Annotated in this window: 21 protein-coding genes, 5 tRNA genes and 2 pseudogenes; 19 read left to right on the top strand and 9 right to left on the bottom strand. The window is 65.2% G+C overall.

Annotated features, from left to right (window positions below):
• The 8 genes and pseudogenes from HW932_RS17780 to HW932_RS17745 form a co-directional block, all read left to right on the top strand.
• Nucleotides 1-605 (top strand): annotated as a pseudogene (locus tag HW932_RS17780) (RNA-guided endonuclease IscB); the annotation flags it as partial.
• A 65-nt stretch (nt 606-670) separates the two neighbouring features.
• Entirely contained in the window at nt 671-907 is a 237-nt protein-coding gene (locus HW932_RS17775; RefSeq protein WP_176977824.1) for a thioredoxin family protein, read from the top strand.
• Nucleotides 908-940: 33 nt separating this feature from the next.
• Nucleotides 941-1,168, top strand: a pseudogene (locus HW932_RS17770) (TerD family protein); the annotation flags it as partial.
• 28 nt (nt 1,169-1,196) lie between these two features.
• Nucleotides 1,197-1,838 carry a vWA domain-containing protein gene (locus tag HW932_RS17765; RefSeq protein WP_176977822.1) on the top strand — a complete coding sequence of 214 codons (642 nt, stop codon included), beginning with the start codon at nt 1,197-1,199 and terminating at the stop codon, nt 1,836-1,838.
• A 46-nt stretch (nt 1,839-1,884) separates the two neighbouring features.
• Entirely contained in the window at nt 1,885-2,940 is a 1,056-nt protein-coding gene (locus HW932_RS17760; RefSeq protein ID WP_176977821.1) for a TerY-C metal binding domain-containing protein, read from the top strand.
• A gap of 9 nt (nt 2,941-2,949) precedes the next feature.
• A complete protein-coding gene (locus tag HW932_RS17755; protein ID WP_246296909.1) occupies nt 2,950-4,548 on the top strand; it encodes a PP2C family serine/threonine-protein phosphatase in 1,599 nt (532 codons plus the stop codon).
• 2 nt (nt 4,549-4,550) lie between these two features.
• On the top strand, nt 4,551-6,050 hold the full coding sequence (locus tag HW932_RS17750) for a helix-hairpin-helix domain-containing protein (protein ID WP_176977820.1): 1,500 nt from the start codon (nt 4,551-4,553) through the stop codon (nt 6,048-6,050).
• A gap of 43 nt (nt 6,051-6,093) precedes the next feature.
• The gene (locus tag HW932_RS17745) at nt 6,094-6,987 is read left to right on the top strand and encodes a CPBP family intramembrane glutamic endopeptidase (protein WP_425485130.1); all 894 of its coding nucleotides are present in this window, start codon (nt 6,094-6,096) and stop codon (nt 6,985-6,987) included.
• 42 nt (nt 6,988-7,029) lie between these two features.
• Here HW932_RS17745 and HW932_RS17740 read toward each other — a convergent pair whose 3' ends face one another.
• Nucleotides 7,030-7,383: a LytR/AlgR family response regulator transcription factor gene (locus HW932_RS17740; RefSeq protein WP_246296908.1), complete on the bottom strand. Its 354-nt coding sequence runs from the start codon at nt 7,381-7,383 to the stop codon at nt 7,030-7,032.
• Between the two features lie 334 nt (nt 7,384-7,717).
• Nucleotides 7,718-8,128 carry a hypothetical protein gene (locus tag HW932_RS17735; RefSeq protein ID WP_176977817.1) on the bottom strand — a complete coding sequence of 137 codons (411 nt, stop codon included), beginning with the start codon at nt 8,126-8,128 and terminating at the stop codon, nt 7,718-7,720.
• 84 nt (nt 8,129-8,212) lie between these two features.
• Here HW932_RS17735 and HW932_RS17730 point away from each other — a divergent pair, with 84 nt between their 5' ends.
• Nucleotides 8,213-8,986: a lysophospholipid acyltransferase family protein gene (locus HW932_RS17730; RefSeq protein ID WP_176977816.1), complete on the top strand. Its 774-nt coding sequence runs from the start codon at nt 8,213-8,215 to the stop codon at nt 8,984-8,986.
• Here the strand turns inward: HW932_RS17730 and prmC are convergent.
• Together prmC and HW932_RS17720 are read right to left on the bottom strand one after the other, a co-directional pair.
• Entirely contained in the window at nt 8,977-9,816 is an 840-nt protein-coding gene (prmC, locus tag HW932_RS17725) for a peptide chain release factor N(5)-glutamine methyltransferase (protein WP_176977815.1), read from the bottom strand. The genes HW932_RS17730 and prmC overlap by 10 nt on opposite strands.
• An 81-nt stretch (nt 9,817-9,897) precedes the next feature.
• Nucleotides 9,898-9,974: transfer RNA gene (locus tag HW932_RS17720), tRNA-Met, on the bottom strand.
• 94 nt (nt 9,975-10,068) lie between these two features.
• Between HW932_RS17720 and HW932_RS17715 the strand changes: the two genes are divergently transcribed.
• Nucleotides 10,069-11,523: an FAD-binding domain-containing protein gene (locus HW932_RS17715; protein WP_176977814.1), complete on the top strand. Its 1,455-nt coding sequence runs from the start codon at nt 10,069-10,071 to the stop codon at nt 11,521-11,523.
• A 21-nt stretch (nt 11,524-11,544) separates the two neighbouring features.
• On the opposite strand, the gene HW932_RS17710 is transcribed toward HW932_RS17715, so the two are convergent.
• The gene (locus tag HW932_RS17710) at nt 11,545-12,288 is read right to left on the bottom strand and encodes a ferredoxin--NADP reductase (RefSeq protein ID WP_176977813.1); all 744 of its coding nucleotides are present in this window, start codon (nt 12,286-12,288) and stop codon (nt 11,545-11,547) included.
• Nucleotides 12,289-12,440: 152 nt separating this feature from the next.
• On the opposite strand from HW932_RS17710, the gene HW932_RS17705 reads away from it, so the two are divergent.
• Entirely contained in the window at nt 12,441-12,986 is a 546-nt protein-coding gene (locus tag HW932_RS17705; protein WP_176977812.1) for a glutathione peroxidase, read from the top strand.
• Nucleotides 12,987-12,999: 13 nt separating this feature from the next.
• Here the strand turns inward: HW932_RS17705 and HW932_RS17700 are convergent, their stop codons facing one another.
• A complete protein-coding gene (locus HW932_RS17700; RefSeq protein WP_176977811.1) occupies nt 13,000-13,449 on the bottom strand; it encodes a PGPGW domain-containing protein in 450 nt (149 codons plus the stop codon).
• Between the two features lie 26 nt (nt 13,450-13,475).
• The gene (folD, locus tag HW932_RS17695; RefSeq protein WP_176977810.1) at nt 13,476-14,339 is read right to left on the bottom strand and encodes a bifunctional methylenetetrahydrofolate dehydrogenase/methenyltetrahydrofolate cyclohydrolase FolD; all 864 of its coding nucleotides are present in this window, start codon (nt 14,337-14,339) and stop codon (nt 13,476-13,478) included.
• Nucleotides 14,340-14,539: 200 nt separating this feature from the next.
• Between folD and HW932_RS17690 the strand changes: the two genes are divergently transcribed.
• The 8 genes from HW932_RS17690 to HW932_RS17655 all read left to right on the top strand — a co-directional run bounded on the left by HW932_RS17690 (nt 14,540) and on the right by HW932_RS17655 (nt 21,453).
• Nucleotides 14,540-14,616: transfer RNA gene (locus tag HW932_RS17690), tRNA-Pro, on the top strand.
• Nucleotides 14,617-14,672: 56 nt separating this feature from the next.
• Nucleotides 14,673-14,749, top strand: a tRNA-Arg gene (locus HW932_RS17685).
• A gap of 75 nt (nt 14,750-14,824) precedes the next feature.
• A tRNA-His gene (locus tag HW932_RS17680) sits at nt 14,825-14,900 on the top strand.
• A 16-nt stretch (nt 14,901-14,916) separates the two neighbouring features.
• Nucleotides 14,917-14,992, top strand: a tRNA-Lys gene (locus tag HW932_RS17675).
• Between the two features lie 104 nt (nt 14,993-15,096).
• Entirely contained in the window at nt 15,097-17,175 is a 2,079-nt protein-coding gene (gene pbpC, locus HW932_RS17670; RefSeq protein ID WP_176977809.1) for a penicillin-binding protein 1C, read from the top strand.
• A gap of 185 nt (nt 17,176-17,360) precedes the next feature.
• A complete protein-coding gene (locus tag HW932_RS17665) occupies nt 17,361-19,394 on the top strand; it encodes a TonB-dependent receptor plug domain-containing protein (RefSeq protein ID WP_176977808.1) in 2,034 nt (677 codons plus the stop codon).
• A gap of 15 nt (nt 19,395-19,409) precedes the next feature.
• On the top strand, nt 19,410-19,997 hold the full coding sequence (locus tag HW932_RS17660) for a hypothetical protein (protein ID WP_176977807.1): 588 nt from the start codon (nt 19,410-19,412) through the stop codon (nt 19,995-19,997).
• A 10-nt stretch (nt 19,998-20,007) separates the two neighbouring features.
• Entirely contained in the window at nt 20,008-21,453 is a 1,446-nt protein-coding gene (locus tag HW932_RS17655) for a GGDEF domain-containing protein (protein WP_246296906.1), read from the top strand.
• A gap of 22 nt (nt 21,454-21,475) precedes the next feature.
• On the opposite strand, the gene rho is transcribed toward HW932_RS17655, so the two are convergent.
• Nucleotides 21,476-22,732 carry a transcription termination factor Rho gene (rho, locus tag HW932_RS17650; RefSeq protein ID WP_176977805.1) on the bottom strand — a complete coding sequence of 419 codons (1,257 nt, stop codon included), beginning with the start codon at nt 22,730-22,732 and terminating at the stop codon, nt 21,476-21,478.
• Nucleotides 22,733-22,921: 189 nt separating this feature from the next.
• Nucleotides 22,922-23,248 (bottom strand): thioredoxin TrxA, encoded by a 327-nt coding sequence (gene trxA / locus HW932_RS17645; protein WP_012969831.1) that lies wholly within the window; start codon nt 23,246-23,248, stop codon nt 22,922-22,924.
• Nucleotides 23,249-23,361 lie beyond the last annotated feature (113 nt).

The following is a 23,361-nucleotide window of genomic DNA, read 5'->3' as shown; positions in this document are numbered from 1 at the left end:
GGAACCGATCCATCGAGGACTTTCTGCAACGCCAACCGGCGCTCCTGCACCGGATCCAGGCCCAAGCCAAAGCGCCGCTCCAGGATGCCGCCGCCGTCAATGCCACGCGCTGGGCGCTGTTGAACGCGCTCAAGACCACGGGCCTCGCGGTCGAGACCGGCTCGGGCGGGCGCACCAAGTTCAATCGCACGCGCCTGGACATCCCCAAGACCCATGCCCTCGATGCCGCCTGTGTCGGCGCCGTCGATCAGGTGCGCGACTGGAACCGCCCGGTCCTGGCCATCCGCGCCACCGGACGCGGGGCCTACAGCCGCACGCGCACGTTCAACAACGGCTTTCCGCGTGGCTATCTCATTCGTGAAAAGCGCATCCACGGCTTCCAGACCGGCGATTGGGTGCGCGCCGAGGTGCCCAAAGGCAAGAAGGCTGGCGTGCATGTCGGGCGCGTGGCGGTGCGCCTAACGGGATCGTTCAACATCCAGACCCCGGACGGAACCGTTCAGGGGATTTCCTACCGCCATTGCCGCCTCCTGCAACGCGCCGACGGCTATGGCTATTCATTCCAACTTAAACCAGAAACGGAGGCAGCGAGACGGGCGGCCTAACCGCGCTGCGCGCGGTGCGCTATGCCTCCCCGCCAGTCAAGGACGGGGTTTCTCGCGCAAGACTGATGAAGACATTCAAGGTGCTAGGCGGCGGTTGCCGCAACTGCGAGGTCACGGCCCGCGCGATCGAACAGGCCGCCAAGGAGGCCGGGGTCGAGATCCGGCTCGAAAAGGTCACGGACATGGCCGAGATCCTGGGACATGGCGTGATGTCGACGCCCGGTGTGGTGCTGGACGGGCAGGTGATCCATTCGGGCGGTGTGCCGGCCCCGGATCAGGTCCGCGCCTGGATGCAGGGCTGACTCAGTCGGATGGAGTGAACGGCCAGGAAGCGCGGCCAGAGCTTCGGCCAAGTGCGCAATGCCTATACCTATATCCGTGCCGTCGATGCGCGTGGCGTCGAGATGCTGCGTTTCGATCTCTCCGGCGGCGCGGGTTACGAAGATCGGCGCTCGATGCTGTTCGCCGAGCTGGTACGCGAGGCGGGCGGCTGGCGCTTCAGGGCGATCGGCGATACATCGGAGTCCGACACCCTGGTCGAGTGGCTCAAACGTTACGTCTGAATCCAGAACCCGGTCCGAGGAGGCCAAGATGAGCGTCAGACGACTCCCGGTCTATATCCTGCTCGATACCTCCGGCTCCATGCGCGGCGAGCCGATCCATTCGGTGAACGTGGGGCTACAGGCGATGTTGAGCGCCCTGCGCCAGGATCCCTATGCGCTCGAGAGCGTGCATCTGTCCATCATCACCTTTGACGTCGAGGCGCGCGAGTATCTGCCGCTGACGCCTCTGGATCAGGTCCAGCTTGGCGAGATCCAGGTGCCGTCCTCGGGTGCGACCTTTCTGGGCGCGGCGCTGGAGTTGCTGATCCGGCATGTCGATCGCGATGTCAGGAAGAGCACTGACGAGGCCAAGGGCGACTGGCGTCCGCTACTCTTCGTCATGACCGACGGCAGCCCGTCGGATCTGCACAATTATCGTCAGGCCATCCCTGAGATCCACAGGCGTCATTTCGGCTCCATCGTCGCCTGCGCCGCTGGTCCCAAGGCCAAGGACGAGGCGTTGCGCGAGCTGACCGATCGGGTGGTGCGGCTCGATACCCTGGATGCGGCGGCCTTCTCGGGGTTCTTCAAATGGGTCTCGGCCAGTGTCGCGGTCGGGTCGAGCAGCGCGGGACTGGAAGGGCCGGTGACGCTGCCCCCGCCGCCGGCCGAGGTGCAGCTCGTGTTGTAGCCATCGTTCATCGAGAGACGCCGACCGGATCAGGAGTGCAATCATCATGCGCCGCTTACCCGTGTTCTTCCTGCTGGACTGTTCGGAATCCATGGTCGGGGACAATCTCCGCAAGATGGAGGAGGGGCTTCAGGCGGTCGTGCAGTCGCTGCGCGCCGATCCGCATGCGTTGGAAACGGTGCACATCTCGGTCATCGCTTTCGCCGGATTCGCCAAGACCATCGTACCGCTGGTCGAGCTGTTCTCGTTCTATCCGCCCCGGCTGCCGCTGGGTGGCGGGACCAGTCTGGGGGCGGCGCTCGATGCGCTCATGGGCGAGATCGACCGCTCGGTGGTCAAGACCACGCCCGAGCGCAAGGGTGACTGGCGGCCGATCGCCTATCTGTTCACCGATGGGCATCCGACCGATGATCCGGGGCCGGCGATCGAGCGCTGGCGGGCGCGCTATGCCCAGTCGGCGACCCTGATCGCGGTCGGCATGGGCGGGGATGCGGATTTTTCGGCGCTGAAGCGACTGACCGATCAGGTGATCCGTTTCGAGGAGGTGCGCTCGGGCGACTACAAGAAGTTTGTCGACTGGGTGAGTGCTTCGGTGCTGGCGCGCAGCAAGAGTCTCGGCGAGGCGCTCGACCAGACCATCGAGCTGTCGCTCGACAAGCGTGTGCTCAGTCTGGTGAAGGATCCGCCGCCGCCGACAGGCGCCGATGAATCCTGTGTGACCCTGGTCGGACGCTGCCAGAGGACGCGCAAGCCCTACATCATGAAGTACGAACGCGAGCGCCAGAACCTGGGTACCAGCGAGTTCCGGTTCGAGGTCGCCCTGTATCGGCTCGCCGGCTGCTATCCGCTCGACGAGTCCTATTTCGACTGGACCGATCCGCGTACCGGTGATCTCAAGGTCAATACGTCCGAGCTCATGGGCGCGCCCGGTTGTCCGCATTGCGGTAATGCGACGGCTTTTGCCATGTGCGGCTGCGGCAAGCTGCTGTGCATCGACGGGCCGGGTCAGGCGATCTGTCCCTGGTGCGAGCAGCCCGTGAACTTCGCGGCGGGCCGTGCCGCCGATGACGGCGGTTTCGATGTCGGGCGCGGTCAGGGGTAATTCAGTCCGATGACTGAGCCGCGCCGAAAGCCGACGCCCGAGGAGCGAGTCGCCTTTGGCCCCAATGTCGAGACTCTGGTGAAGAGCCTGATGGGGAAAGGCGGTGACCCGCCATTTTTCGTCCCGGTCGAAGCTCCCTTGGAAGAAATCGAAGCCTTTCTGCACTCGGAAGCCGTGTTCGAAGCCACCTTTGCTTATGTCACCGACCTGATCCATATCTGGCACAAGCAAAAACGCGGCAAGCCGCTGCGCCCCTTGGTGCGGGGACGAAAAAGCGAAGAGGCCAAGCCCTTGACCATGCCTGACTTGTCGCCTGAACCACGTTCGCCGATCGACCCGGAGTCCGAGCCGATGCCCGAAACAATCCAGGACACCGAACCCAGGACGCTTCAAGCGGCTCCGTCGGCGCGAATGTTCGAACCCCGCGCCTCCTTCTCGCTGCCCAACGCCAAGGTCGGCATCGAATACGCCGCCAGGATCGAGGCACGGAACGCTGATGGTCAGTCACCAATCATCCAGGACGTCAAGCTCCCGGAAGGACTCGGACTGCGCTTCGACCCCGAGAGCGGCGAACTGCGCGGTACGCCGCTGAAGGCCGGAGATCATCGTCTGCCACTGCGCTGGAGTCAGGGACCGGGCGCCAGCTATTCGGGTGAGTGTCTGTTGATCGTCAATCCAGATCCCCGGAGTCTGTGGAAGGTCGTCGAACCGCCCGAAGAGGCGCCCTATCCGAAACCGCATACCGACCATCGTCTGCTACAGGCCGAGGATACCTGCCTGATCGCGGCCAGCCGTCGCGGACGCTCGCACGAACACGCCGGCAGTTTCCGCGACGACGACTACCTCATCGAACTGGACGCCGAGAACGGCTGGAGTCTGCTGATCGTGGCCGATGGCGCCGGCAGCGCCCAATTCTCGCGCGAGGGCTCCAGACTGGCCGTCACCACCGCCGGCGCGCATCTGCTGTCCAACCTGACCGGCGAGCAGGGCGCACATCTGAGCGCCATCCTGGCCAGCTGGGACGCCGAGCCCGAAGCCAGCGCCAAGACCCTGGGCACCGCGTTCCATTATCTCTTCCACGAGGCCGCGAACCTCGCCATCCAGTCGATCGAGCAGGAGGCCGCGACGCGCAACGCCCAGCCCCGCGACTATGCCACCACCCTGCTGGCCGCCGTCGTCAAGCGCCAGGGCAATTCAACCTTCATCGCCAGCTTCTGGATGGGCGATGGCGCCATCGCCGCCTATGGTCCACGCGGCCGGGTGCGGCTGATGGGCACGCCCGACGGCGGTGAGTTCGCCGGACAGACCCGCTTTCTCGACCGTGCCGCACTCGCCGATCAGGGCTTCGCCAAGCGCATCGGCCTGGGCTATTTCCAGGATCTGACCGCCGTGCTGCTCATGACCGACGGCGTCTCCGACCCACGCTTCGAGACCGACAACGGCCTGTCCGATCCCAGCCGCTGGGACGCCCTCTGGGACGAACTCGCCCCCATCCTGGAGTCAGCCGACCCCGACCGAGCACTGACCGACTGGCTGGGCTTCTTCTCACCGGGCAACCACGACGATCGCACCCTCGCCCTGTACTGGGCGAAGACGAAGGAGGACTGAGCATGGCCAGTGTCATCCGCTGCCGCACGCTCGATGGCCAACCGCTGGAGTTCGTCGACGACGTCATCGGCTCGGGCGCGATGAAAGAGGTCTATTTCGCTCCCGACCGCTCCTATGTGGTCGCCTTCTACAGGTCGCCCCAGGACACCGCCGCGCGCGAACGGCTCGGCATGATCACCGGCAAGTATCGCGAGAGCATCTTCGAGCAGACCGGCGGCGACTACTGGCGCAACCTCTTCTGCTGGCCGACCGCGATGCTGGAGCACGAGGGCCGTCTCGGGCTGGTCGCGCCCGCCTATCCGCGTCATTTCTTCTTCGAGCACGGCTCCAGGAACGGCGACGTCCTCAAGATCCGCGGCCGCGAGAAGGAAGGCAAATGGTTCGCCGCCGCCAATCTGCGCAACCGCTTCATGGACCCGCGCGAACTGGGCGACTGGCTCGGCCATCTCCGGGCCTGTCTGCTGCTGGCGCGCGCCGTGCGTCGGTTGCACATGGCCGGACTGGCGCACTCGGATCTGTCCTACAAGAACGTCCTGATCGACCCTTCGCGCGGCCTGTCCTGCGTCATCGACGTCGACGGGCTGGTAGTGCCGGGCAAGTATCCGCCCGACGTGGTCGGCACGCCGGATTTCATCGCCCCGGAAGTGGTCATGACCAGCCATCTGCCCAAGGACGATCCGGCGCGCCATCTGCCCCGACGCGAGACCGACCTGCACGCCCTGGCGGTGCTGATCTACATGTATCTGCTCTACCGCCATCCATTGCGCGGCGGCAAGGTCCACGACCTCGACGACGAACAGCGCGACGAGACGCTGTCGATGGGTGAACGCGCGCTCTTCGTCGAACACCCGCACGATCCGCGCAACCGCATCCGGCTCGCCGACGTCAAGCCGACCGAGTTGCCCTGGGCCGACACCGAGGCGCGACCCTATCGGCTCACCGGCCCCTATCTGGCACGGCTGTTCGAGCAGGCGTTCATCGACGGGCTGCACGATCCGGCGCGCCGGCCCTCGGCCAACGACTGGGAGACGGCGCTGGTCAAGACGGTCGATCTGGTGCAGCCCTGCCGCAATCCCGACTGCGAGCAGCAGTGGTATGTGTTCGACAACACCACGCGCCCGGCCTGTCCCTTCTGCGGTACACCCTTTCACGGCAAGCTGCCGATCCTCAACCTCTATTCATCGCGCAAGGAAGGCCAGTTCCGACCGGACGACCATCGACTCATGGTCTGGACCGGTCAGTCGCTGTTTCACTGGCACGCCAACAATCTGATCGCCCCCAACGAAAAGCTCACTGAGGACCAGAAACGGCGCATCGGCTATTTCGTCCTGCACGAAGGACGCTGGTGGCTGGTCAACGAGGGCCTGCCGGATCTGCTCGACGTCTCGACCCGGACGGCGGTTCCGATCGGCGGCCGGCTGGAACTGCGGGACGGTCAGCAGATCCTGCTGGCCAAAGGGGAAGGCGGACGGCTGGTCGTGGTGCAGATGGTCGAGGCGTGAGAAACTGCCCCTATCGTCAACGCCTTTCCTCTGCCCTTAGCCTGTGACCACTTTGCATCCGGCCGCCCGATTCTTCCTCTATCTGCTCGTCTGCCTGATGCTGGCGGCGACGCTCACGCCGGCGCTGATGGCCACAGGCTGGATCGCGATCGAGCCGCATCGGGTCATGGGGCGGCTGGCCCAGCTGCTGATCCTGATCGGATTCTGGCCGTTTCTGCGCTGGCAGGGACTCGCCCAGCGTGAGGCGCTCGGCTACGGGCCGAGCTGGCCTGTACTGAGGCGCGCGATCATCGGCGGCTGGGTGCTGGGCGTGTTGATCCTCGTGGCGCTGGTGCTCGCCCTGCTCGAACTGGAGATCCGTCTACCCGATCCCAGCCCGGATTCCTGGTCGCGGACGGCGCTGCGTGGCGTTCAGGCGCTGATCGGCGGTCTGTTGATCGGCGTTCTGGAGGAGACCTTCTTCCGTGGCGCCCTCTATTCGGCGATCCGCCGACACAGCGGCGTCCGCTCGGCGATGATCTGGAGCGCCGCGCTCTATGCCGTGCTGCATTTCATGAAACCGGGCGCGTTGCCTGAGTCGGCGGCCTTCGACGGGCTGGGTGCATTCCAGATGTTCATCCATGTCTTCATCGACCTCTTCCAGTGGAAGCATCTGGATTCACTGGCGGCGCTGTTCATGGTCGGGCTGTTGCTGGCCCTGGTGCGCGAGCGTACCGGGCACATCGGCTGGTGTATCGGGCTGCATGCCGGCTGGGTGCTGGTGATCCAGGTCAACCGCCGTCTGACCGACGGCAACGACGACTCGCCGCTGTCGTTCCTGGTCGGCGACTATGATGGAACCATCGGCTGGCTCGCCGCGCTCTGGATCGGGCTGTTGATGGCGCTCTATTGGGCCGGTTCAGCCGGGCTTCGAGCCTGGCGCGCAAGATCGGGCTAGTGGCCGGCGTGCCGCCCGTCATACGCGGCGTGATGGCCAGATCTAGCCGGCGCTGAGTCTCTCGCGTAGCCAGCCGCGCACATCCCGGAGATGACGGCGACTGACGACCGGTCTGTCGTCACAATCGGTCAGAAGTGCGCGTGTCGAGCCGTCGGGTTGCTTTTCGAGTCCGACCAGACGCGAGCGCGCGACCAGGGCATTGCGGTGGATGCGTAGCAGCAAGTCTGGAAACTCATGCTCGAAGGCGCACAATGAACTGTCGACGAGCAGGACACCGTTCAGATGATGGACACACACATATTTCTGATCCGCTCGAAGATAGATGACGTCCGTGAGCGAGACCCGTTGATGCCGGCCGCGATAGTAGGCCCGGATCTCCAGGTCGCGTGCGCACATGCCTGGGGGACGTCGGTTCCGATCCTCCATCGAGTCGTCCGGCCCGCGCGTGGAGGCCGACCAACAGGGTTCTGCTCTGTGTCTATCGCCTGCCGCATCTAGCGTCTTCATCCCATCCTCCCGACCTCGAAATCCATGGCTCCGAGCACGTGCTTCGGTCGAAGTCTAAGCCCTTTGCAGGTCTTCGGACTGTGAAATACTGCCGATTTTCGAGATTTCGTTCCGCCGAGGGCGTCTGAGCCACCGACGGCGCGCACGAGCACGAATCGGGTGCGGAAGAAGCTGAAGGGGCGAGAATCGAAGGGGGGTGAGTGACGCGCGGCGCGGCCGCCGGCTACAGATAGCGTCGCCAGTGCTCGGGACGCTCGTCGCGACAGCCGTGCTCAATCAGCTCATAGCGCTTGGCGAAGAGCTTCTGGGTCGAGTTGAGTTCGTCGAGTTCGAGACCGCTGTTGGCGCGCAGGGTCTCCTCGGTGTAGTGGTGCAGGGCGCGACGCAGACGGTTGAAGAGGCTGGTGTCGAGATGCAGACCCAGCTCGCACAGGGCCTCCTCGATCTCGATCAGGGTGGTCTTGAGGACGTCGTAGCTGACGCGCAGCAAAAACGGAGAGGTCGGCTCGGCATGGAGGATGCCGTCCACCTCGATCAGGAACAGCGCCGCCGTTCGCGCTTGATGCGGATTCGGATGAATCCGATGAAACGCGATCTCGCGATGCTTGATGCGCTCGTCGTCGTCGATGTCCATAGTGTCTTTATGCTAATACGGCACCCGAAATAATCAAGCGGTTTAAACTCTTAGCTTGGAAGATCTATATCCTCTGGGTGAATGATGAAAGAAACCAATATTACACCGGGACTCTGGCTGCGCAGCCTGCTGTTTTTCATCCTCTACAACCTGATGGGTATCGTGCACAGTCTGGTGAGTCTGGCGCTGGCGCCGTTCCAGACGCGCGAGCAGCGCCATCGCTTCGTCAATCACTGGACGCGCGCGACCATGTGGCTGTTGCGCCGGCTCAACGGCGTCGAGATCGAGGTCGAAGGACGCGAGAACCTGCCGCACGATGAGCCCGTGGTCATCATGGCCAATCATCAGAGCGAGTGGGAGACCTTCTATCTGCAACTGCTGATCTCGCCGCAGGCCACGGTGCTCAAGCGCGAACTGCTGTGGGTGCCGTTCTTCGGCTGGGCGCTGGCGCTGCTCGAACCCATCGCCATCGATCGCGGCAAGCCGGTCAATGCGCTCAAAACTCTGTTGCGCGTGGGCAAGCAGCGGCTCGATCAGGGGGTGAGCGTGGTCATCTATCCGGAAGGGACGCGCCAGCCGCCGGGTCGGGTCGGACGTTTCAATGCCGGTGGCGCGCGCCTGGCCTGTCAGGCCGGGCGGCGCGTGCTGCCCGTGGCCCACAACGCGGGAGACTGCTGGCCGGCGCGCTCGCTGTTGCGTAAGCCGGGCCGCATCCGGCTGGTGATCGGTGAACCGATGGGCTGTGAGTCCGGCGTCGATGAACTCAACGCACGGGTCGAGCAGTGGATTCGCGAGACGGCGACCGCGCTCATGGCAGAGTCCGCGCGTGCCGGGTCGGAGCGTGACTCTCAGCGATAGCCCAGCGTGACGCGATCCAGTCCGGCCAGATCCCGGTGCGTCTCGATCGCGAGCAGTCCGGCATTCGCGAGGATGTGGCGTACCGGCGCTCCCTGATCGAAGCCGTGCTCGACGGCGAGCAGTCCGCCGGGGCGCAGACAGCGTCCGGCGTCGGCGGCGATGGCACGGATGGCGTCCAGACCGTCGCCGCCGGGGGTGAGCGCCGAACGCGGCTCGAAGCGCGGATCGCCCCGGTCGAGATGAGGATCCTGTCCGGCGACATAAGGCGGGTTGCTGAGGATGGCGTCCAGACTGTCGGACGCCAGTGCCTTGAGCCAGTCCATCCGCAGACAGCCGATCCGCTCCAGACCCAGGAGACGGAAATTGTCGCGGGCGACCGCCAGCGCCGGGGCCGAGCGGTCGGTGGCGATCAGCGACCAGCCGGGCCGTTCGCTCGCCACAGCCGCCGCGATGGCGCCGCTGCCGGTGCCGAGGTCCGCCACCCGCAACGGGCGCCGGGCGTCGAGGCGATCGAGTGCGATCTCGACCAGGAGTTCTGTTTCGGGGCGGGGGATGAGGGTATCGGGCGTGACCTGAAGTTCGAGCGTCCAGAAGCCCTGGCGACCACGAATGTAGGCGATCGGCTCACCGGCGAGCCGTCGCGCGAGCAGGGCCGCGAAGCGTTCGGCGCCGGCGGGATCGAGTACGCGCTCGGGCCAGGCGAGCAGCGAGGTGCGTGTCCAGCCCGTCGCCTCGGCGAGCAGCAACTCGGCCTCCAGTCGGGCGCTCGATTCCGGCAGGGCTTCGAGCGCCGAGGCGGCACGATGCAGGATGTCGTCGGTACGGCTCATCGTGGGCAAGGGGCTTGCGCCCGAGCGGGCGCTGAAGGCAAGAAAAAAGGCTTAGAGGAAATCCTCTAAGCCTTGTATGTTTGGTAGCGGGGGCAGGATTTGAACCTACGACCTTCGGGTTATGAGCCCGACGAGCTGCCTGACTGCTCCACCCCGCAACTGAGGCGCTCATAATAGCCATCTGGTCGGCGGGATGCAACCCCTGATTCGCATATTTTTGTATGAATTTGCTTCGAGGCATTGATCGACACCGTGAATCACACCCAAACATCCGGGCTCGCCCCGAGCATTCTCTGGTTCAGACGCGATCTGCGCCTGGACGACAATCCGGCACTCGCCGCCGCGTCGAGCGGTGGGGCGCCGGTCATTCCGGTCTATATCCATGCCCCTGAGGAAGAAGCCCCCTGGGAGCCGGGCGCCGCGAGCCGCTGGTGGCTGCACTGGAGTCTGGTCGCGCTCGACGCGTCGCTGCGTGCGCGTGGCAACCGGCTCCGGATACTGCGCGGCCCGAGTCTCGAAGCGCTGCATCGTCTCGCCGCCGAGACCGGCGCGCGGGCGATCCATTGGAATCGCCTCTATGACCCGGCCACACGCGCGCGCGACACGCGGATCAAGCAGACACTGCGCGCCGAGGGTCTGTGCTGTGAGAGTCACAAGGCGGCCCTGCTCTTCGAACCCTGGGAGATCCTCAATGGGAGCGGTCAACCCTATCGCGTCTTCAGTGCCTTCTGGCGTGCCTGTGGCCGTTCGCTGCACATCGAGCCACCCTGTCCGGCCCCGGAGGTCATTCCAGACCGGCCTGAGTCTGGCGAGACGCTTACGCTCGATGCCCTGGATCTTCTTCCGCGTATCGCTTGGGATCAGGGGCTGCACGCAACCTGGACACCGGGCGAGACGGCGGCCCTGGAACGCGCCCGCGCCTTCGTCGACGCGCGTCTGAGCGACTATGGCGGGATGCGCGATCGTCCCGACCGGCCGGGCAACTCGCGTCTGTCGCCCCATCTGCACTTCGGCGAGATCGGTCCCCGACGCCTGCTGAGCCTGATCGTCGCGGCGTTCGGCGACCCGACCCGAGGCGCGGCCGAACCCTATGTCCGCGAACTGGGCTGGCGCGAGTTCGCCCATCATCTGCTGCATCACTTTCCGGAGACGCCGACCGAACCCCTGGATGGGCGTTTCGGCGCCTTTCCCTGGGCCGAGGAGGATGTGGAGGGAGCCTTGCGTGCCTGGCAGCGGGGCCGCACCGGCATCCCGCTGGTCGATGCCGGGATGCGCGAGCTGTGGCACACCGGCTGGATGCACAATCGCGTGCGGATGGTGGTCGCCTCGCTGCTGACCAAGAACCTGCTGGTTCCCTGGCAGGCCGGTGCGCGCTGGTTCTGGGACACCCTGGTCGACGCCGATCTGGCGGGCAATACGCTCGGCTGGCAGTGGACGGCCGGTTGCGGGGCCGATGCCGCCCCCTATTTCCGGATCTTCAATCCCGTGCTCCAGGGGCAGCGTTTCGACCCGGACGGGGTCTATGTGCGCCGCTGGTGCCCGGAACTGGCGCGTCTGCCGGACAAGTATCTCCAGCAGCCCTGGACCGCGCCCCAGGCCGTCCTGACGGCCGCCGGCGTTCGGCTCGGCGTCGACTATCCGCGCCCCATCATCGATCTGGCCCAGTCACGCGCGCGGGCGCTGGCGGCCTGGGAACGGATCAAATGACGGCGCGCGCCGGTGCGGGCATCAATGGTATTGCTCGGTGGTGTAGTGCCCCGGCGCCTGCCGCCGGTGCCGCACCAGTCCGCGCGCCTCCAGGATGACCTTGGCGTCCTTGATCATGGCCGAGTTGCCGCAGAGCATCACATGGCTGGTCGTCGGGTCGATGGTCAGACCGACGTGGCGCTCCAGTTCGCCGCTGGTGAGCAGATCCGTGATGCGGCCGGGCAGGGCCGTCGGCCAGGGTTCGCGACTGACGGCCGCCACGCGCGTGAAGCGTCCGGGATAACGGCCGGCGATCTCGTCGAGCGTCTCACTGTAGGCCAGATCCGCGCCCTGACGCACGCCATGGACCAGGATCACCCGCTCGAACAGCCGCCAGGGATCGGGCGAGCGCAGGATCGAGAGATAGACACCGAGTCCGGTGCCCGTGGCCAGCATCCACAGATCACGCGCCGGCTGGACGCTTTCCAGCGTGAAGATTCCGCTCGCGGTCGCCGTCAGCCAGACCCGGTCGCCCGGATTCAGCGCCGAGAGCGGCGGTGTCAGCGGTCCCTGTGGCACCTCGTTGAAGAAGATCTCGATCGGTTGCTCGCCGGGGGCGTTGACCAGCGAGTAGGGACGCCCCACGCGCTCGCCCTCGATGTCGAGCGCGACCTTGATGTACTGGCCCGCCACGAAGTCCGTGATGGGCGCCTCGAATTGCAGACTGTAGAGTCCCTCGGTCCAGCGATGCTTGCCGACGACCCGTGCCTCGACCCAATCTTTCATCGTACTGCCTCGAATCTGTTCCGTATCGATTGAAGATGTGTGCGGATGGCTGAGATCCGCTCTCACACCATGATCGGTACGATCGGCGCCATTGCAATCCCGGCGCAATGCTCTACTTCTGTGAGTCAGACGAACCGTGATTGGAGTCATCAATGAAACCCTCCCTGCTGTTACTGGGTCTGGCGGCCATGAGCACCACGGCCGCCGCCGAGACCAAGACCTGCTCGTCCCTGCTCGATCTCGAGGTCCGGCGTCTGGCCGGCGAGGAGGTCGTCAATCTCTGCGACGCCTATCAGGGGCAGGTGATCCTGGTGGTCAACACCGCCAGCAAATGCGGCTTCACCCCCCAGTATGAGGGTCTGGAGAAGCTCTATCGAACCTATAAGGATCGCGGCCTCGTGGTCCTGGGCTTTCCGTCCAACGACTTCGCCAACCAGGAACCGGGCAGCGAACAGGAGATCCGGAAATTCTGTCGCATGACCTACTCGGTCGAGTTCCCGATGTTCGAGAAGGTCAGCGTCAAGAAGGGACAGGCCGCGCCACTGTTCGAGCGGCTGGCAGCCGCCGGCGCGCCCTATCCCAAGTGGAACTTCTACAAGTATCTGATCGACCGCAACGGCAATCTCGTCGATCACTACATCAGCACCACCAAACCCGACAGCGGCAAGGTCATCAAGGCCATCGAGCGTTTGCTGTGAGTGCCAGCGTCAGCTAGGGATCAGACGGCTCGATCGGGAGTGCCGGCGCCTGGAGCGGCGGGCGCCCGGCACGCCGACGTAGCCAGTTGAAGGCGGCCATGACTCTGGCATTGCCGGCGAGTCGGCGTTCGAGTCTGAACTTGCCCGGAAAATCGCTGAGCACCAGCCCGACCAGGATCGTCAGCAGTCCCTGACCGGGCAGCACCAGCATGAGGAGACCGCCCAGCACCAGCAGCCAGCCCAAGACATTTTTCAGAATCCTGAGCATCAGATAGATCAGCGGATGAAAGCGCCGCAGACGACTCTGATGGCGTCTGGAATCGACGAAATAATCCTCGGGCATGGCCGCCACCAGCACGGGCAGCGCTAGAATGGAGCCGATGAACGTCAAGATGGAGGCGCCCGCCAACAGCAGCGTCAGCGCCTGATGGGATTCGATCCAGCTCAGGAGTGTATCGAGCATGGCCTGGATCTAGCGTTGCCGATGATTCAAGGTGAACCTTCCGCATGCAGCTCAGCCGCCTGGAGCGTATTCTCCAGCAGGCTGGCGATGGTCATGGGACCGACCCCGCCCGGCACCGGCGTGATCCAGGACGCGCGCTCGGCACAGGTCGCGAAATCCACGTCGCCGACGAGCTTGCCCTCGGCGGTGCGATTGATCCCGACATCGATCACGATGGCGCCTTCCTTGATCCAGTCGCCCGGCACGAACCCAGGCCGCCCGACGGCCGCGACCAGGATGTCGGCTCCTCGGACCTTCTCGGCCAGATCCCGGGTCCGGCTGTGGCAGATCGTGACCGTGCAGCGCGCCGCGAGCAGTTCCAGCGCCATGGGCCGACCGACGATGTTGGACTGACCGATGATGACCGCATCCAGTCCTTCCAGCTTCTGGCCGGTGCGCGCTAGCATTGTCATCACGCCCTTGGGCGTACAGGGACGCAGCAGCGGCATGCGCAGCACCAGACGCCCGACGTTGTAGGGATGGAAACCGTCGACGTCCTTGGTCGGCGCGATGCGCTCGGTGACGGCCGTCTCGTCGAGCTGTTCGGGCAGCGGCAGTTGGACCAGGATGCCGTCGATGGCCGGGTCGGCGTTGAGCCGGTCGATCAGCGCCATCAACTCGGCCTGGGACGTGTGCTCCGGCAGCTCGTGCAGTTCCGAATGGAACCCGACCTCGGCGCAGGCACGGCGCTTGTTGCGGACATAGACCTGGGAGGCCGGGTTCTGGCCCACCAGGACCACGGCCAGGCCGGGCGCCCGGCCACGGTCGGCCAGCATCGCGGCGGCGCGCTGTTGGATGGTTTGCTGAATATCGGCGGCGATGGCTTTGCCATCGAGTAGGGCGGCGTTCATGTGGTCGACGTGAATCCTGTTGAAAGATGGCCAAACGGCGAGGGATGCATCATGATAGCGGCTCGCCGTCGACTGTAAACGCTCTCGCTCGCGGCGGGCGTTCGTGAAACGCAATGGTTGACAGCCGCCGGATCGATGACTATCATGCCGCTTCTTCGGTTCCGGGATGCCTTGAGACGCTCCGGATACGCATCCGAAGCCGGGGTATAGCGCAGTCTGGTAGCGCGCCTGCTTTGGGAGCAGGATGTCGGGGGTTCGAATCCCTCTACCCCGACCACATGCCTTCCAAAGCAAAAGGATAGCGTGGAATGCGTGACCGAACCGCACCCCAAAGCGCTCGTAGCTCAGCTGGATAGAGCAACGGCCTTCTAAGCCGTGGGTCGCAGGTTCGAGTCCTGCCGGGCGCGCCAATCGCGAATCCGGGGATGCCAAAGCGGCATCAAATGCGATATAATTCGACACGGACAAGTTAAGCAGTTTCAATGGTGGATGTAGCTCAGTTGGTAGAGCGCAGGATTGTGATTCCTGTGGTCGTGGGTTCGATCCCCATCGTCCACCCCAAACATTGCAAGTCAAAGGGCTGTTAGCTCAGCTGGTAGAGCAGTGGACTCTTAATCCATCGGTCCGGGGTTCGAATCCCTGACAGCCCACCAATACAAAACAAAGGCTTACAGGTTAATGACTTGTAAGCCTTTGTTTTTTGTGTCGTCGATTCTTCGGCTCAGACATCGAGCGGTTACGCGGGTAGGTAGCACCTTTGCGTCTGTCCTCGAAGCTCCTGTTGGCCTCGATCCTCTTCATCGCCTCGGCCGGCGGCGCCCGGCTGTGGCTGGACGCCTGGATCGAGGCCACGCCACTGCCTGACCTGGAGTTCGCGACCTCGCCCCAGATCCTCGACCGCGAGGGACGACTGTTACGCGCCTTCGCCGTGGCCGACGGGCGCTGGCGCCTGCCGGTCGCGCTCGACGCGGTCGATCCGCGTTATCTGGACCGGCTCCTGGCCATCGAGGATCGGCGCTTTCGCGACCATGCCGGGGTCGACCCACTGGCGCTGGCGCGCGCCGCCTGGCAGTGGCTCAGTTCAGGCCGCATCGTCTCCGGCGGCTCGACGATCACCATGCAACTGGCACGCCTGCTCGATGGGCGCTCGACCCGCGACCTCGCCGGCAAACTGCATCAGATGCGTCTGGCCCTGGCCCTGGAACGACGGCTGGACAAGGACACCATCCTCTCCGCCTACCTCGATCTGACGCCCTATGGCGGCAACATCGAGGGTCTGCGTTCCGGTGCGCTGGCCTGGCTGGGCCGCGAGCCGTACCGATTGACGGCAGCGGAATCCGCGCTCCTGATCGCGCTGCCCCAGGCGCCCGAGTCGCGTCGTCCCGACCGCGACCCTGAGACCCTACGCCGTGCCCGCGACGCCATCCTCCAGCGTCTCCACGCCGCCGGTCGCATCGACGCGATCGAGCTGGCCGGCGCCTTGCGCGAGCCGGTGCCGAGCGTGCGCCGTCCCTTTCCGATGCTCGCCGCCCATCTGGCCTGGCGTCTGCATCGCGCCCATCCCGAACGCCGTGTCCAGCGCCTGACCCTCGACGCCCGCTTGCAGGAACGCCTGGAAACCCTGGCCACCGAGCGCGCCCGCGCCCTGGGCGAGCGCGTCTCGCTCGCCATCCTGGTCGCCGATCACGCCACGGGCGAGATCCGGGCCTCGGTCGGCTCGCCCGATCCGCTCGACGAGGCGCGCCGTGGTCATATCGACATGACCCGCGCCATCCGCTCGCCCGGATCGACGCTCAAGCCGCTGATCTATGGTCTGGCTTTCGAGGACGGCATCGCCCATCCCGAAAGCCTGATCGAGGACCGTCCGACCGGCTTCGACGGCTATGTCCCGACCAACTTCGATCGCACATTCCAGGGTACGGTCTCGGTGCGCCGTGCCCTGCAAGCCTCGCTGAACATCCCGGCGGTCAAACTGCTGGACGCCGTGGGACCGGCGCGTCTGGCGGCCCGTCTGCGCCGCGCCGGGGTCGAGCCGGCCTTGCCGGAGCTCTCGGCGCCCGGTCTGGCCATCGGTCTGGGCGGGGTCGGGGTGACGCTCACCGATCTGGTCCGGCTCTATGCCGCGATCGCGCGCGGCGGCTCGCCGGTCGTGCTGCGCGAGTCACTGGAGCGCGACAGTCCGGGCGGTGCATCAGCGCCGCGTCCGGTGCGTCCGGTGCTGGACGAACGCGCTGCCTGGCTGGTCGGCTCCATCCTCGCCGGGGCGCCGGCCCCGGATCGCGCCACGGCCGACCGGATCGCCTTCAAGACCGGCACCTCCTACGGTTATCGCGACGCCTGGGCCATCGGGTTCGACGGACGCTGGGTGGCGGGTGTCTGGACCGGCCGGGCCGATGGCGCGCCCGTGCCGGGACTGGCCGGGATCGAGGCCGCCGCGCCCGTGCTCATCGACGTCTTCGCCCAGCTCGGCCCGCGCACGCCGCTGCCGGCGCCGCCGCCCGGCGTGCGCTCCATGAGTCACGCCCAACTGCCCGAGATCCTGAGGCATGTGCCGGCGGCACGGCGCGCGATGGCTTCGACCTCGGCGCTGGAGATCGCCTATCCGCCGCCGGGGGCGCGGATCGAGCTGGGGTTCGGCGCCTCCTCGACCGAATCGCTGGCGCTCAGAGTCCGAGGCGGCACACCGCCCTTCACCTGGTTCGCCGACGGCGGACCCATTGCCCGCGAACCCTTTGCCAGAACCACGCGCTGGACGCCGACGGGTCCGGGCTATGTGACGCTGGTCGTCGTCGACGGACGCGGCGAATCGGCGCGGGTGCGGGTCAGGCTCGATTGACCGCGTCCATCTTTCGTCTCGGCGACTCGATACACTGCATAAAAATTCTAGACTTGACAGTCTTTTGTCAAATCTCGACCCTGCTGGAATCTGGAGTCTGAAAGACCCGACGAACGGTCTTTGCACCGGGCCGAAAACGTATACACTAAGACACGAATCGAGCCATCGACTGTCAAGGATCCTGTATGACGCGCCCTTCGAGACACTGCCTCACTCCGGTTCGATTCCTGCTCGCAAGCCTCTCACTGTCGCTGACCAGTCTGGTCGCGATCGCCGCCGATTCCACGACGCGCGAGCGCGAGGATCTCCTGGCCCTGCTGGCGGGCGAGACCGCACTGGCCACCAAGAGCGGGATGAACGCCGACTTCGTCCCCGGCATGGCCACCATCCTCGACGGCGAGGATCTGCTGATGCGCGGCGCGCGCACGGTCTGGGAGTCGCTGGCCCTGGTGCCCGGCCTGAGCCTGGGGCTGGAGATGACCGGCGAGCGTCAGGTACTCAGCCGCGGTGTGGGCCACGGCTATGCCTCGGGCAACATCAAGATCCTGCTCGACGGCGTCTCCATGAACTCCTCGCTGCTGGCGACCGCCAACAGCGTGCTCAACATCCCGATCGAACAGGTCGAGCGCATCGAGGTCATCCGCGGCCCCGGCTCCTCGGTGCACGGCGAATACGCCTATGCCGGCGTCATCGACATCATCACCCGCAAGCGCGCGCGCCAACTCAGGCTCCAGGCCGACGAGCAGGGCGGTTCGGGGCTGGGTGGTCTCTGGTACTGGACCGATGCCGAGCGCGATCTGACGCTGTCGATGAATCTCGCCGGCATCGAGGATGCGGATTCCGGCGTGTTCGTGCGCGAAGATGCGCTGGCCACGCTCGGCGAGTCCCATCTCTCCAACGCCCCCGGTCATTCCAATGAGGCGCAGCGCTACAAGGGAGCCTTCACCAATCTCCAGTGGCGTGCGCTCTTCCTTGATCTCAAGCTGATCGAGAACAGCTATGGCGACTACTTCGGCATCAATCACTTCCTGCCGCCCGCCGATCACAATCTGGCCTCGCGTCATCACACGGTCTCGGCCCAGGCCGGCTTCGACCCGCGTCTGTCCGACACGCTCAGTGCCAAGCTACGGCTGGAATTCCTGCGTCAGGAGCGCGATCGCAGCCGGCTCTATGTCTTTCCGGCCAGCTATCTGGCCGACGAGCCGATCTTCATGAGCCAGGACTATCAGGAGACCCGCCATCGCGGTTCGGCGGATCTGTTCTGGCGTCCCAACGCGGACCATACGGCCCTGTTCGGTCTGGAACTCAGCCGCATCACCATCGATCAGGCCAAGTGGGAGTGGACCAATCTTCCCTTCGAGATCTCCTCGAACTGGATGGACACCGACCACGACCGGACCATCGTCGGCCTGATCGTGCAGGACGAGTACCGTGCGACCGATCGGCTCACCCTCACCGGCACCCTGCGCTATGACGACTACAGCGACGCCGGCTCGATGCTCAGTCCGCGCGCGGCGGCCGTGTGGCGCATCGACGACGCCAACGTCCTCAAGGCGCAGTATGCGCGCGCCTTCCGACCGCCGACCTTCTACGAGCTGGAATACGCCGCCCAAACGACGCTGGAGGCGAGCGAGATCGACACCCTCGAACTCGGCTACATCCTGACCCGACCGCGCTGGGAGGCGCGCGCGACCCTCTTTCACTCGGATCTGACCGACCCGATCCTGTTCTCCGAGACTGGGGACGAGGGCTATGTCAATACCGAGGACGTGCGGCTACGCGGCGTGGAGCTGGAATACATCCATCGTTTCGGCTCCAGGGTCAAGATCGACGCCAATCTGTCCTATGTCGACGCCGTGCGGCCCGACAGCGACACGGTCCTGCCGGGCGGGGCGCGCTGGCTGGGCAATCTGGCGCTGCTGTGGCAGCCCTACGAGCGCTGGATGGCCGCCTTCCAGTTGAACTATGTCGGCAAACGCAGTCGCGTCGATTATGAGTCGCGCGGAGATCTGGGCGACTACTGGCAGCTCGACCTCACGCTCAACTATCGGGCGCCGGTCAAGGGGCTGTCGATGCACGCGGGTGTGAAGAATCTGGCCGACTCGGACATCTATTATCCCGACATCCTCACCAGTTTCGGCGGCGTGGAGCTCATCTACCCGGACGGTTATCCACGACCGGGACGCCGCTGGTGGGTGTCGCTGAGCTACGCCTTCTGACCCGGCGCACCATCCATGTCATCCATGGGCATCCGATCGGCGTTCCTGGGGTTGCTGCTGGCGCTCGTCCCCTGGTTCATCCTGCACAGCGCGGCCAGCGAGAGCCAGACGCTCTGGCGTGAGGACGATCAGCGCGTGCGCGTGGGACTCAAGCTGTTTCCGGCCTGTCTCGGCGCACTCGAATCGCTCGACAGCCTGCTGACGCCCGCCGGATCGCTGCGGGTGCTGGTGGTGTATGCGGAAAACAGCACCGTGGCACGTCAGGCGGCCGCGAGCTTCGAGTCCGTCTCCAGGATTCGCGACTATCCGCTGGAGGTTCGGATCCTCTCGGCCACCGAACTCGATGCCTATTCCGGGGGGCGTCCGGCGGGTATCTTCGTCGCCGGCGTCGAACTGGATCCTCGTCGATTCCGGAACTGGTCCGAGCGTCATCGCACGCTGGTCTTCTCACCGTTCGCCGGCGCCGTCGAGGGCGGGGCCGTCGCCGGGATCCACGTGGCCGATCGCGTCCTGCCCTTCATCGACCCGGCGCGTGCGCAGCGGGCCGGACTGCGTTTCAAGTCCTTCTTTCTCGATGTGGCGCGCATCCATGAAGGCGGATGATTCGAGATTCATGGCCCTGATGCGCCGGCTGTCGCCCCGGCTGGAGGGCTATCTGGCCCTGATCTTCGGTCTGCTCGGGCTGATACTGACGCTCCTGGTCGCGCTCCACTGGTTCCTGGTGCTGGAGCCGACACTGCGCGCTGAGGCCGAGAGCCGCGCGACCGTGCTGGCCCAGTCCCAGATCCAGGGGGTCGAGCGGCTGATCGACGGCGCCCAACCGCCCGAGCAGATTCGACGCGAACTGATCGCGGCCCTGGGTTCCATCCTGCTGTTCAAGGATGAAAAGACGGGCGAACCCTTCATCCATCGGGTCAGTCTGCTGTTCGACTATGATCTGCTGCGGGTTCCGCCCGGCAGTCTGGATCTGGACCTCGGCGGCGCCGTCTGCGACGGTTGCTTCATCGCGCGCATCCCGCTCTACCATCCGCGCGATCGTCTGCTGATCGGGGTGGCGACCTGTTATTCGAGTCCCAGATTCCTGCGCAATCTGACCGGAGACCTCGGAACGACCCTGGTGTGGGTGGCAGGCTTCATCCTGTTGTCGATCGCTTATGCCTGGTTCCAGACCCGACGTTTCCTGCGTCGTCTGCGCGAGAGCGAGAACAATCTGCGCGCCGTCTTCGAGGCCGCGCCCTTCCCGATGCTGCTCCAGGCCGATGACGAGCCGGGCGCGCGCCGGGCCAATCAGGCGGCCAGGGTCTATCTGGATTTGCGTGAGGAGGCGAGCGGTATGCTCGATGGCGAGACTTGGCGCGCACTGCTCGGGGCAGGGCTGCCGGATCGGGCGGGGGAATGGCGTGAAACCCAACTGAAAGCGGCCGGTGAGAAGGCGCGCTGGGCCTTGGTGTCAGCGGTGCCCATGACCTTCTCGGGCATGGCCAGTCGGCTCATCGGTCTGGCGGACGTCTCGGAGCTGAAGGCGGTCCAGGAGGAACTGCGCGCGGCCTCCTTCACCGATGCCCTGACCGGACTCTACAACCGGCGCTATCTCTACCAGCGTTTGGCTCATGAGATGGATCTGGCCAATCGCTACCGCCATGCGCTCTCGCTCATTCTGTTCGATCTGGATTTCTTCAAGCGCATCAACGACACCTTCGGGCATGGCGTGGGCGATGAGGTGCTGGTGGAGGTCGGTCGCGTGCTCAAGACCTGCACCCGCGAGGTCGACGTGGCCGGGCGGCATGGCGGCGAGGAGTTCCTGGTCATCCTGCCGCATGCCGATCTGGCCGAAGCCGGCGAGGTCGCCGAGCGCATCCGTACTTCGGTGGCACAGATCGAGTTCGCGGCGGCGGGCGTCGAAGTCACCATCAGCGGCGGCGTGGCTCAGTATCAGGGCGAGCATCTCGACGCCTTCGTCGACATCGCCGACCGCTGGCTCTACATGGCCAAGGAGGCCGGGCGCAACCGGGTTCTGTCCGCGCCCGCCGGCGTTCTCGGCGAGGGGCTGGGCTTCTAAACCACCCTAATCAGGGGACGGATCAGCCCTTCATCGACGAGAAGAACTCGTCGTTGGTCTTGGTCGCCTTGAGCTTGTCGTGCAGGAATTCCATCGCCGCCAGCTCATCCATCGGGTGCAGGATCTTGCGCAATATCCACATCTTTTGCAGTTCCGCCTGACCCATCAGCAGTTCCTCGCGCCGGGTGCCGGAGCGGTTGATGTTGATCGCGGGGAAGATGCGCTTCTCGGCGATACGGCGATCCATGTGGATCTCCATGTTGCCGGTGCCCTTGAACTCCTCGTAGATCACGTCGTCCATGCGCGAGCCGGTGTCGACCAGGGCCGTGGCCAGGATCGTCAGCGAGCCGCCTTCCTCGACGTTGCGCGCGGCGCCGAAGAAGCGCTTGGGCCGTTGCAGGGCGTTGGCATCCACACCGCCGGTGAGCACCTTGCCGGAGGAGGGCACGACCGTGTTGTAGGCGCGCGCCAGACGGGTGATGGAGTCGAGCAGGATGACCACGTCGCGCTTGTGCTCGACCAGTCGCTTGGCCTTCTCGATCACCATCTCGGCGACCTGGACGTGACGGGTGGCCGGCTCGTCGAAGGTCGAGGAGATGACCTCGCCGCGCACCGAGCGCGCCATTTCGGTCACTTCCTCCGGACGCTCGTCGATCAGGAGCACGATCAGATAGCAGTCGGGATGGTTGTGGCCAATGGATTGCGCGATGTTCTGCAGCATCATGGTCTTACCGGCCTTGGGCGGCGAGACGATCAGCCCGCGCTGCCCCTTGCCGATGGGCGCGACCAGATCGATGGTACGGGCCGTGATGTCCTCGGTGCTGCCGTTGCCGATCTCCAGCGTCAGGCGCTGCTGGGCGAAGAGCGGCGTGAAGTTCTCGAACAGGATCTTCGACTTGGCGTTCTCGGGGCGGTCGAAGTTGATGTCGTTGACCTTGAGCAGCGCGAAATAGCGCTCGCCGTCCTTGGGCGGACGGATCTTGCCCGAGATGGTGTCGCCGGTGCGCAGCGCGAAGCGCCGGATCTGGCTCGGCGAGACATAGATGTCGTCCGGCCCGGCCAGATAGGAGGCGTCGGCCGAACGCAGGAAACCGAACCCATCCGAGAGGATCTCCAGCACGCCGTCGCCGTAGATGTCCTCGCCCTTCTTGGCCTGAGCCTTGAGGATGGCGAAGATCAGATCCTGCTTGCGCGAGCGGCCGACGCCTTCGATGTCCATGGATTGCGCCAGGGCCACCAGGTTGGGCACCGGCATCTTCTTGAGTTCAGTTAGATTCATCACGGTTGTGTTCGTCAGGACGGATGTCTGGGTTGGCGGCCGCGTCTCGCCGTGGAGGCGATGGCGATGAGGCGTGCGGCGGGCCGGGTGGAGATGAGGGCGTCCGGATGGACGCCCCGCGTGGATTCGGTCGTGGGTGAGTGTCCTCGACGGCGCGGCGGACCGCGCCTGGGGTCTCGAGCGCGCGGCTCAGAGATTGCTGTCGATGAAGGCCGTCAACTGGGACTTGGAGACGGCGCCGACCTTGGTGGCCTCGACTTCGCCGCCGCGGAAGAGCATCAGGGTCGGGATGCCGCGAATGCCATAGCGGGGCGGGGTGTTGGGGTTCTCGTCGATGTTGAGCTTGGCGATCTTGACGCGCCCGGCGTATTCGTCGGCGATCTCGTCGAGCACGGGAGCGATCATCTTGCAGGGTCCGCACCAGTCGGCCCAGTAGTCGACCAACACCGGATCGGGGGATTTCAGAACCTCTTCTTCGAAAGAGTCATCGGTCACATGGACGATGCTATCGCTCACTGAAGTCGTCTCCCATTGTATTTATATTGACGTGGATGGATTGGCGAAGGGCGTGAAGGCTCGCCGGAGCGGCGTCGCGCGTGGATTCGGAACGAGGAGCGGGCCTGTGAATT

Origin of the sequence: Allochromatium humboldtianum (assembly GCF_013385175.1) — a bacterium.
Lineage (GTDB): Bacteria > Pseudomonadota > Gammaproteobacteria > Chromatiales > Chromatiaceae > Thermochromatium > Thermochromatium humboldtianum.
This window is presented reverse-complemented; position numbering and strand designations above follow the sequence as displayed.

Bases quoted from the DNA above. Each gene is read 5' to 3' on its own strand.
- HW932_RS17775 (WP_176977824.1), top strand. From the start codon at position 671: ATGAAGACATTCAAGGTGCTAGGCGGCGGTTGCCGCAACTGCGAGGTC.
- HW932_RS17655 (WP_246296906.1), top strand. From the start codon at position 20,008: ATGGCCCTGATGCGCCGGCTGTCGCCCCGGCTGGAGGGCTATCTGGCC.
- folD (WP_176977810.1), bottom strand. From the start codon at position 14,339: ATGAACGCCGCCCTACTCGATGGCAAAGCCATCGCCGCCGATATTCAG.
- HW932_RS17740 (WP_246296908.1), bottom strand. From the start codon at position 7,383: ATGTGCGCACGCGACCTGGAGATCCGGGCCTACTATCGCGGCCGGCAT.
- HW932_RS17750 (WP_176977820.1), top strand. From the start codon at position 4,551: ATGGCCAGTGTCATCCGCTGCCGCACGCTCGATGGCCAACCGCTGGAG.
- HW932_RS17700 (WP_176977811.1), bottom strand. From the start codon at position 13,449: ATGCTCGATACACTCCTGAGCTGGATCGAATCCCATCAGGCGCTGACG.
- HW932_RS17765 (WP_176977822.1), top strand. From the start codon at position 1,197: ATGAGCGTCAGACGACTCCCGGTCTATATCCTGCTCGATACCTCCGGC.
- HW932_RS17760 (WP_176977821.1), top strand. From the start codon at position 1,885: ATGCGCCGCTTACCCGTGTTCTTCCTGCTGGACTGTTCGGAATCCATG.
- rho (WP_176977805.1), bottom strand. From the start codon at position 22,732: ATGAATCTAACTGAACTCAAGAAGATGCCGGTGCCCAACCTGGTGGCC.
- HW932_RS17755 (WP_246296909.1), top strand. From the start codon at position 2,950: ATGACTGAGCCGCGCCGAAAGCCGACGCCCGAGGAGCGAGTCGCCTTT.
- HW932_RS17710 (WP_176977813.1), bottom strand. From the start codon at position 12,288: ATGAAAGATTGGGTCGAGGCACGGGTCGTCGGCAAGCATCGCTGGACC.
- HW932_RS17730 (WP_176977816.1), top strand. From the start codon at position 8,213: ATGAAAGAAACCAATATTACACCGGGACTCTGGCTGCGCAGCCTGCTG.
- HW932_RS17705 (WP_176977812.1), top strand. From the start codon at position 12,441: ATGAAACCCTCCCTGCTGTTACTGGGTCTGGCGGCCATGAGCACCACG.
- HW932_RS17660 (WP_176977807.1), top strand. From the start codon at position 19,410: ATGTCATCCATGGGCATCCGATCGGCGTTCCTGGGGTTGCTGCTGGCG.
- HW932_RS17665 (WP_176977808.1), top strand. From the start codon at position 17,361: ATGACGCGCCCTTCGAGACACTGCCTCACTCCGGTTCGATTCCTGCTC.
- HW932_RS17735 (WP_176977817.1), bottom strand. From the start codon at position 8,128: ATGGACATCGACGACGACGAGCGCATCAAGCATCGCGAGATCGCGTTT.
- prmC (WP_176977815.1), bottom strand. From the start codon at position 9,816: ATGAGCCGTACCGACGACATCCTGCATCGTGCCGCCTCGGCGCTCGAA.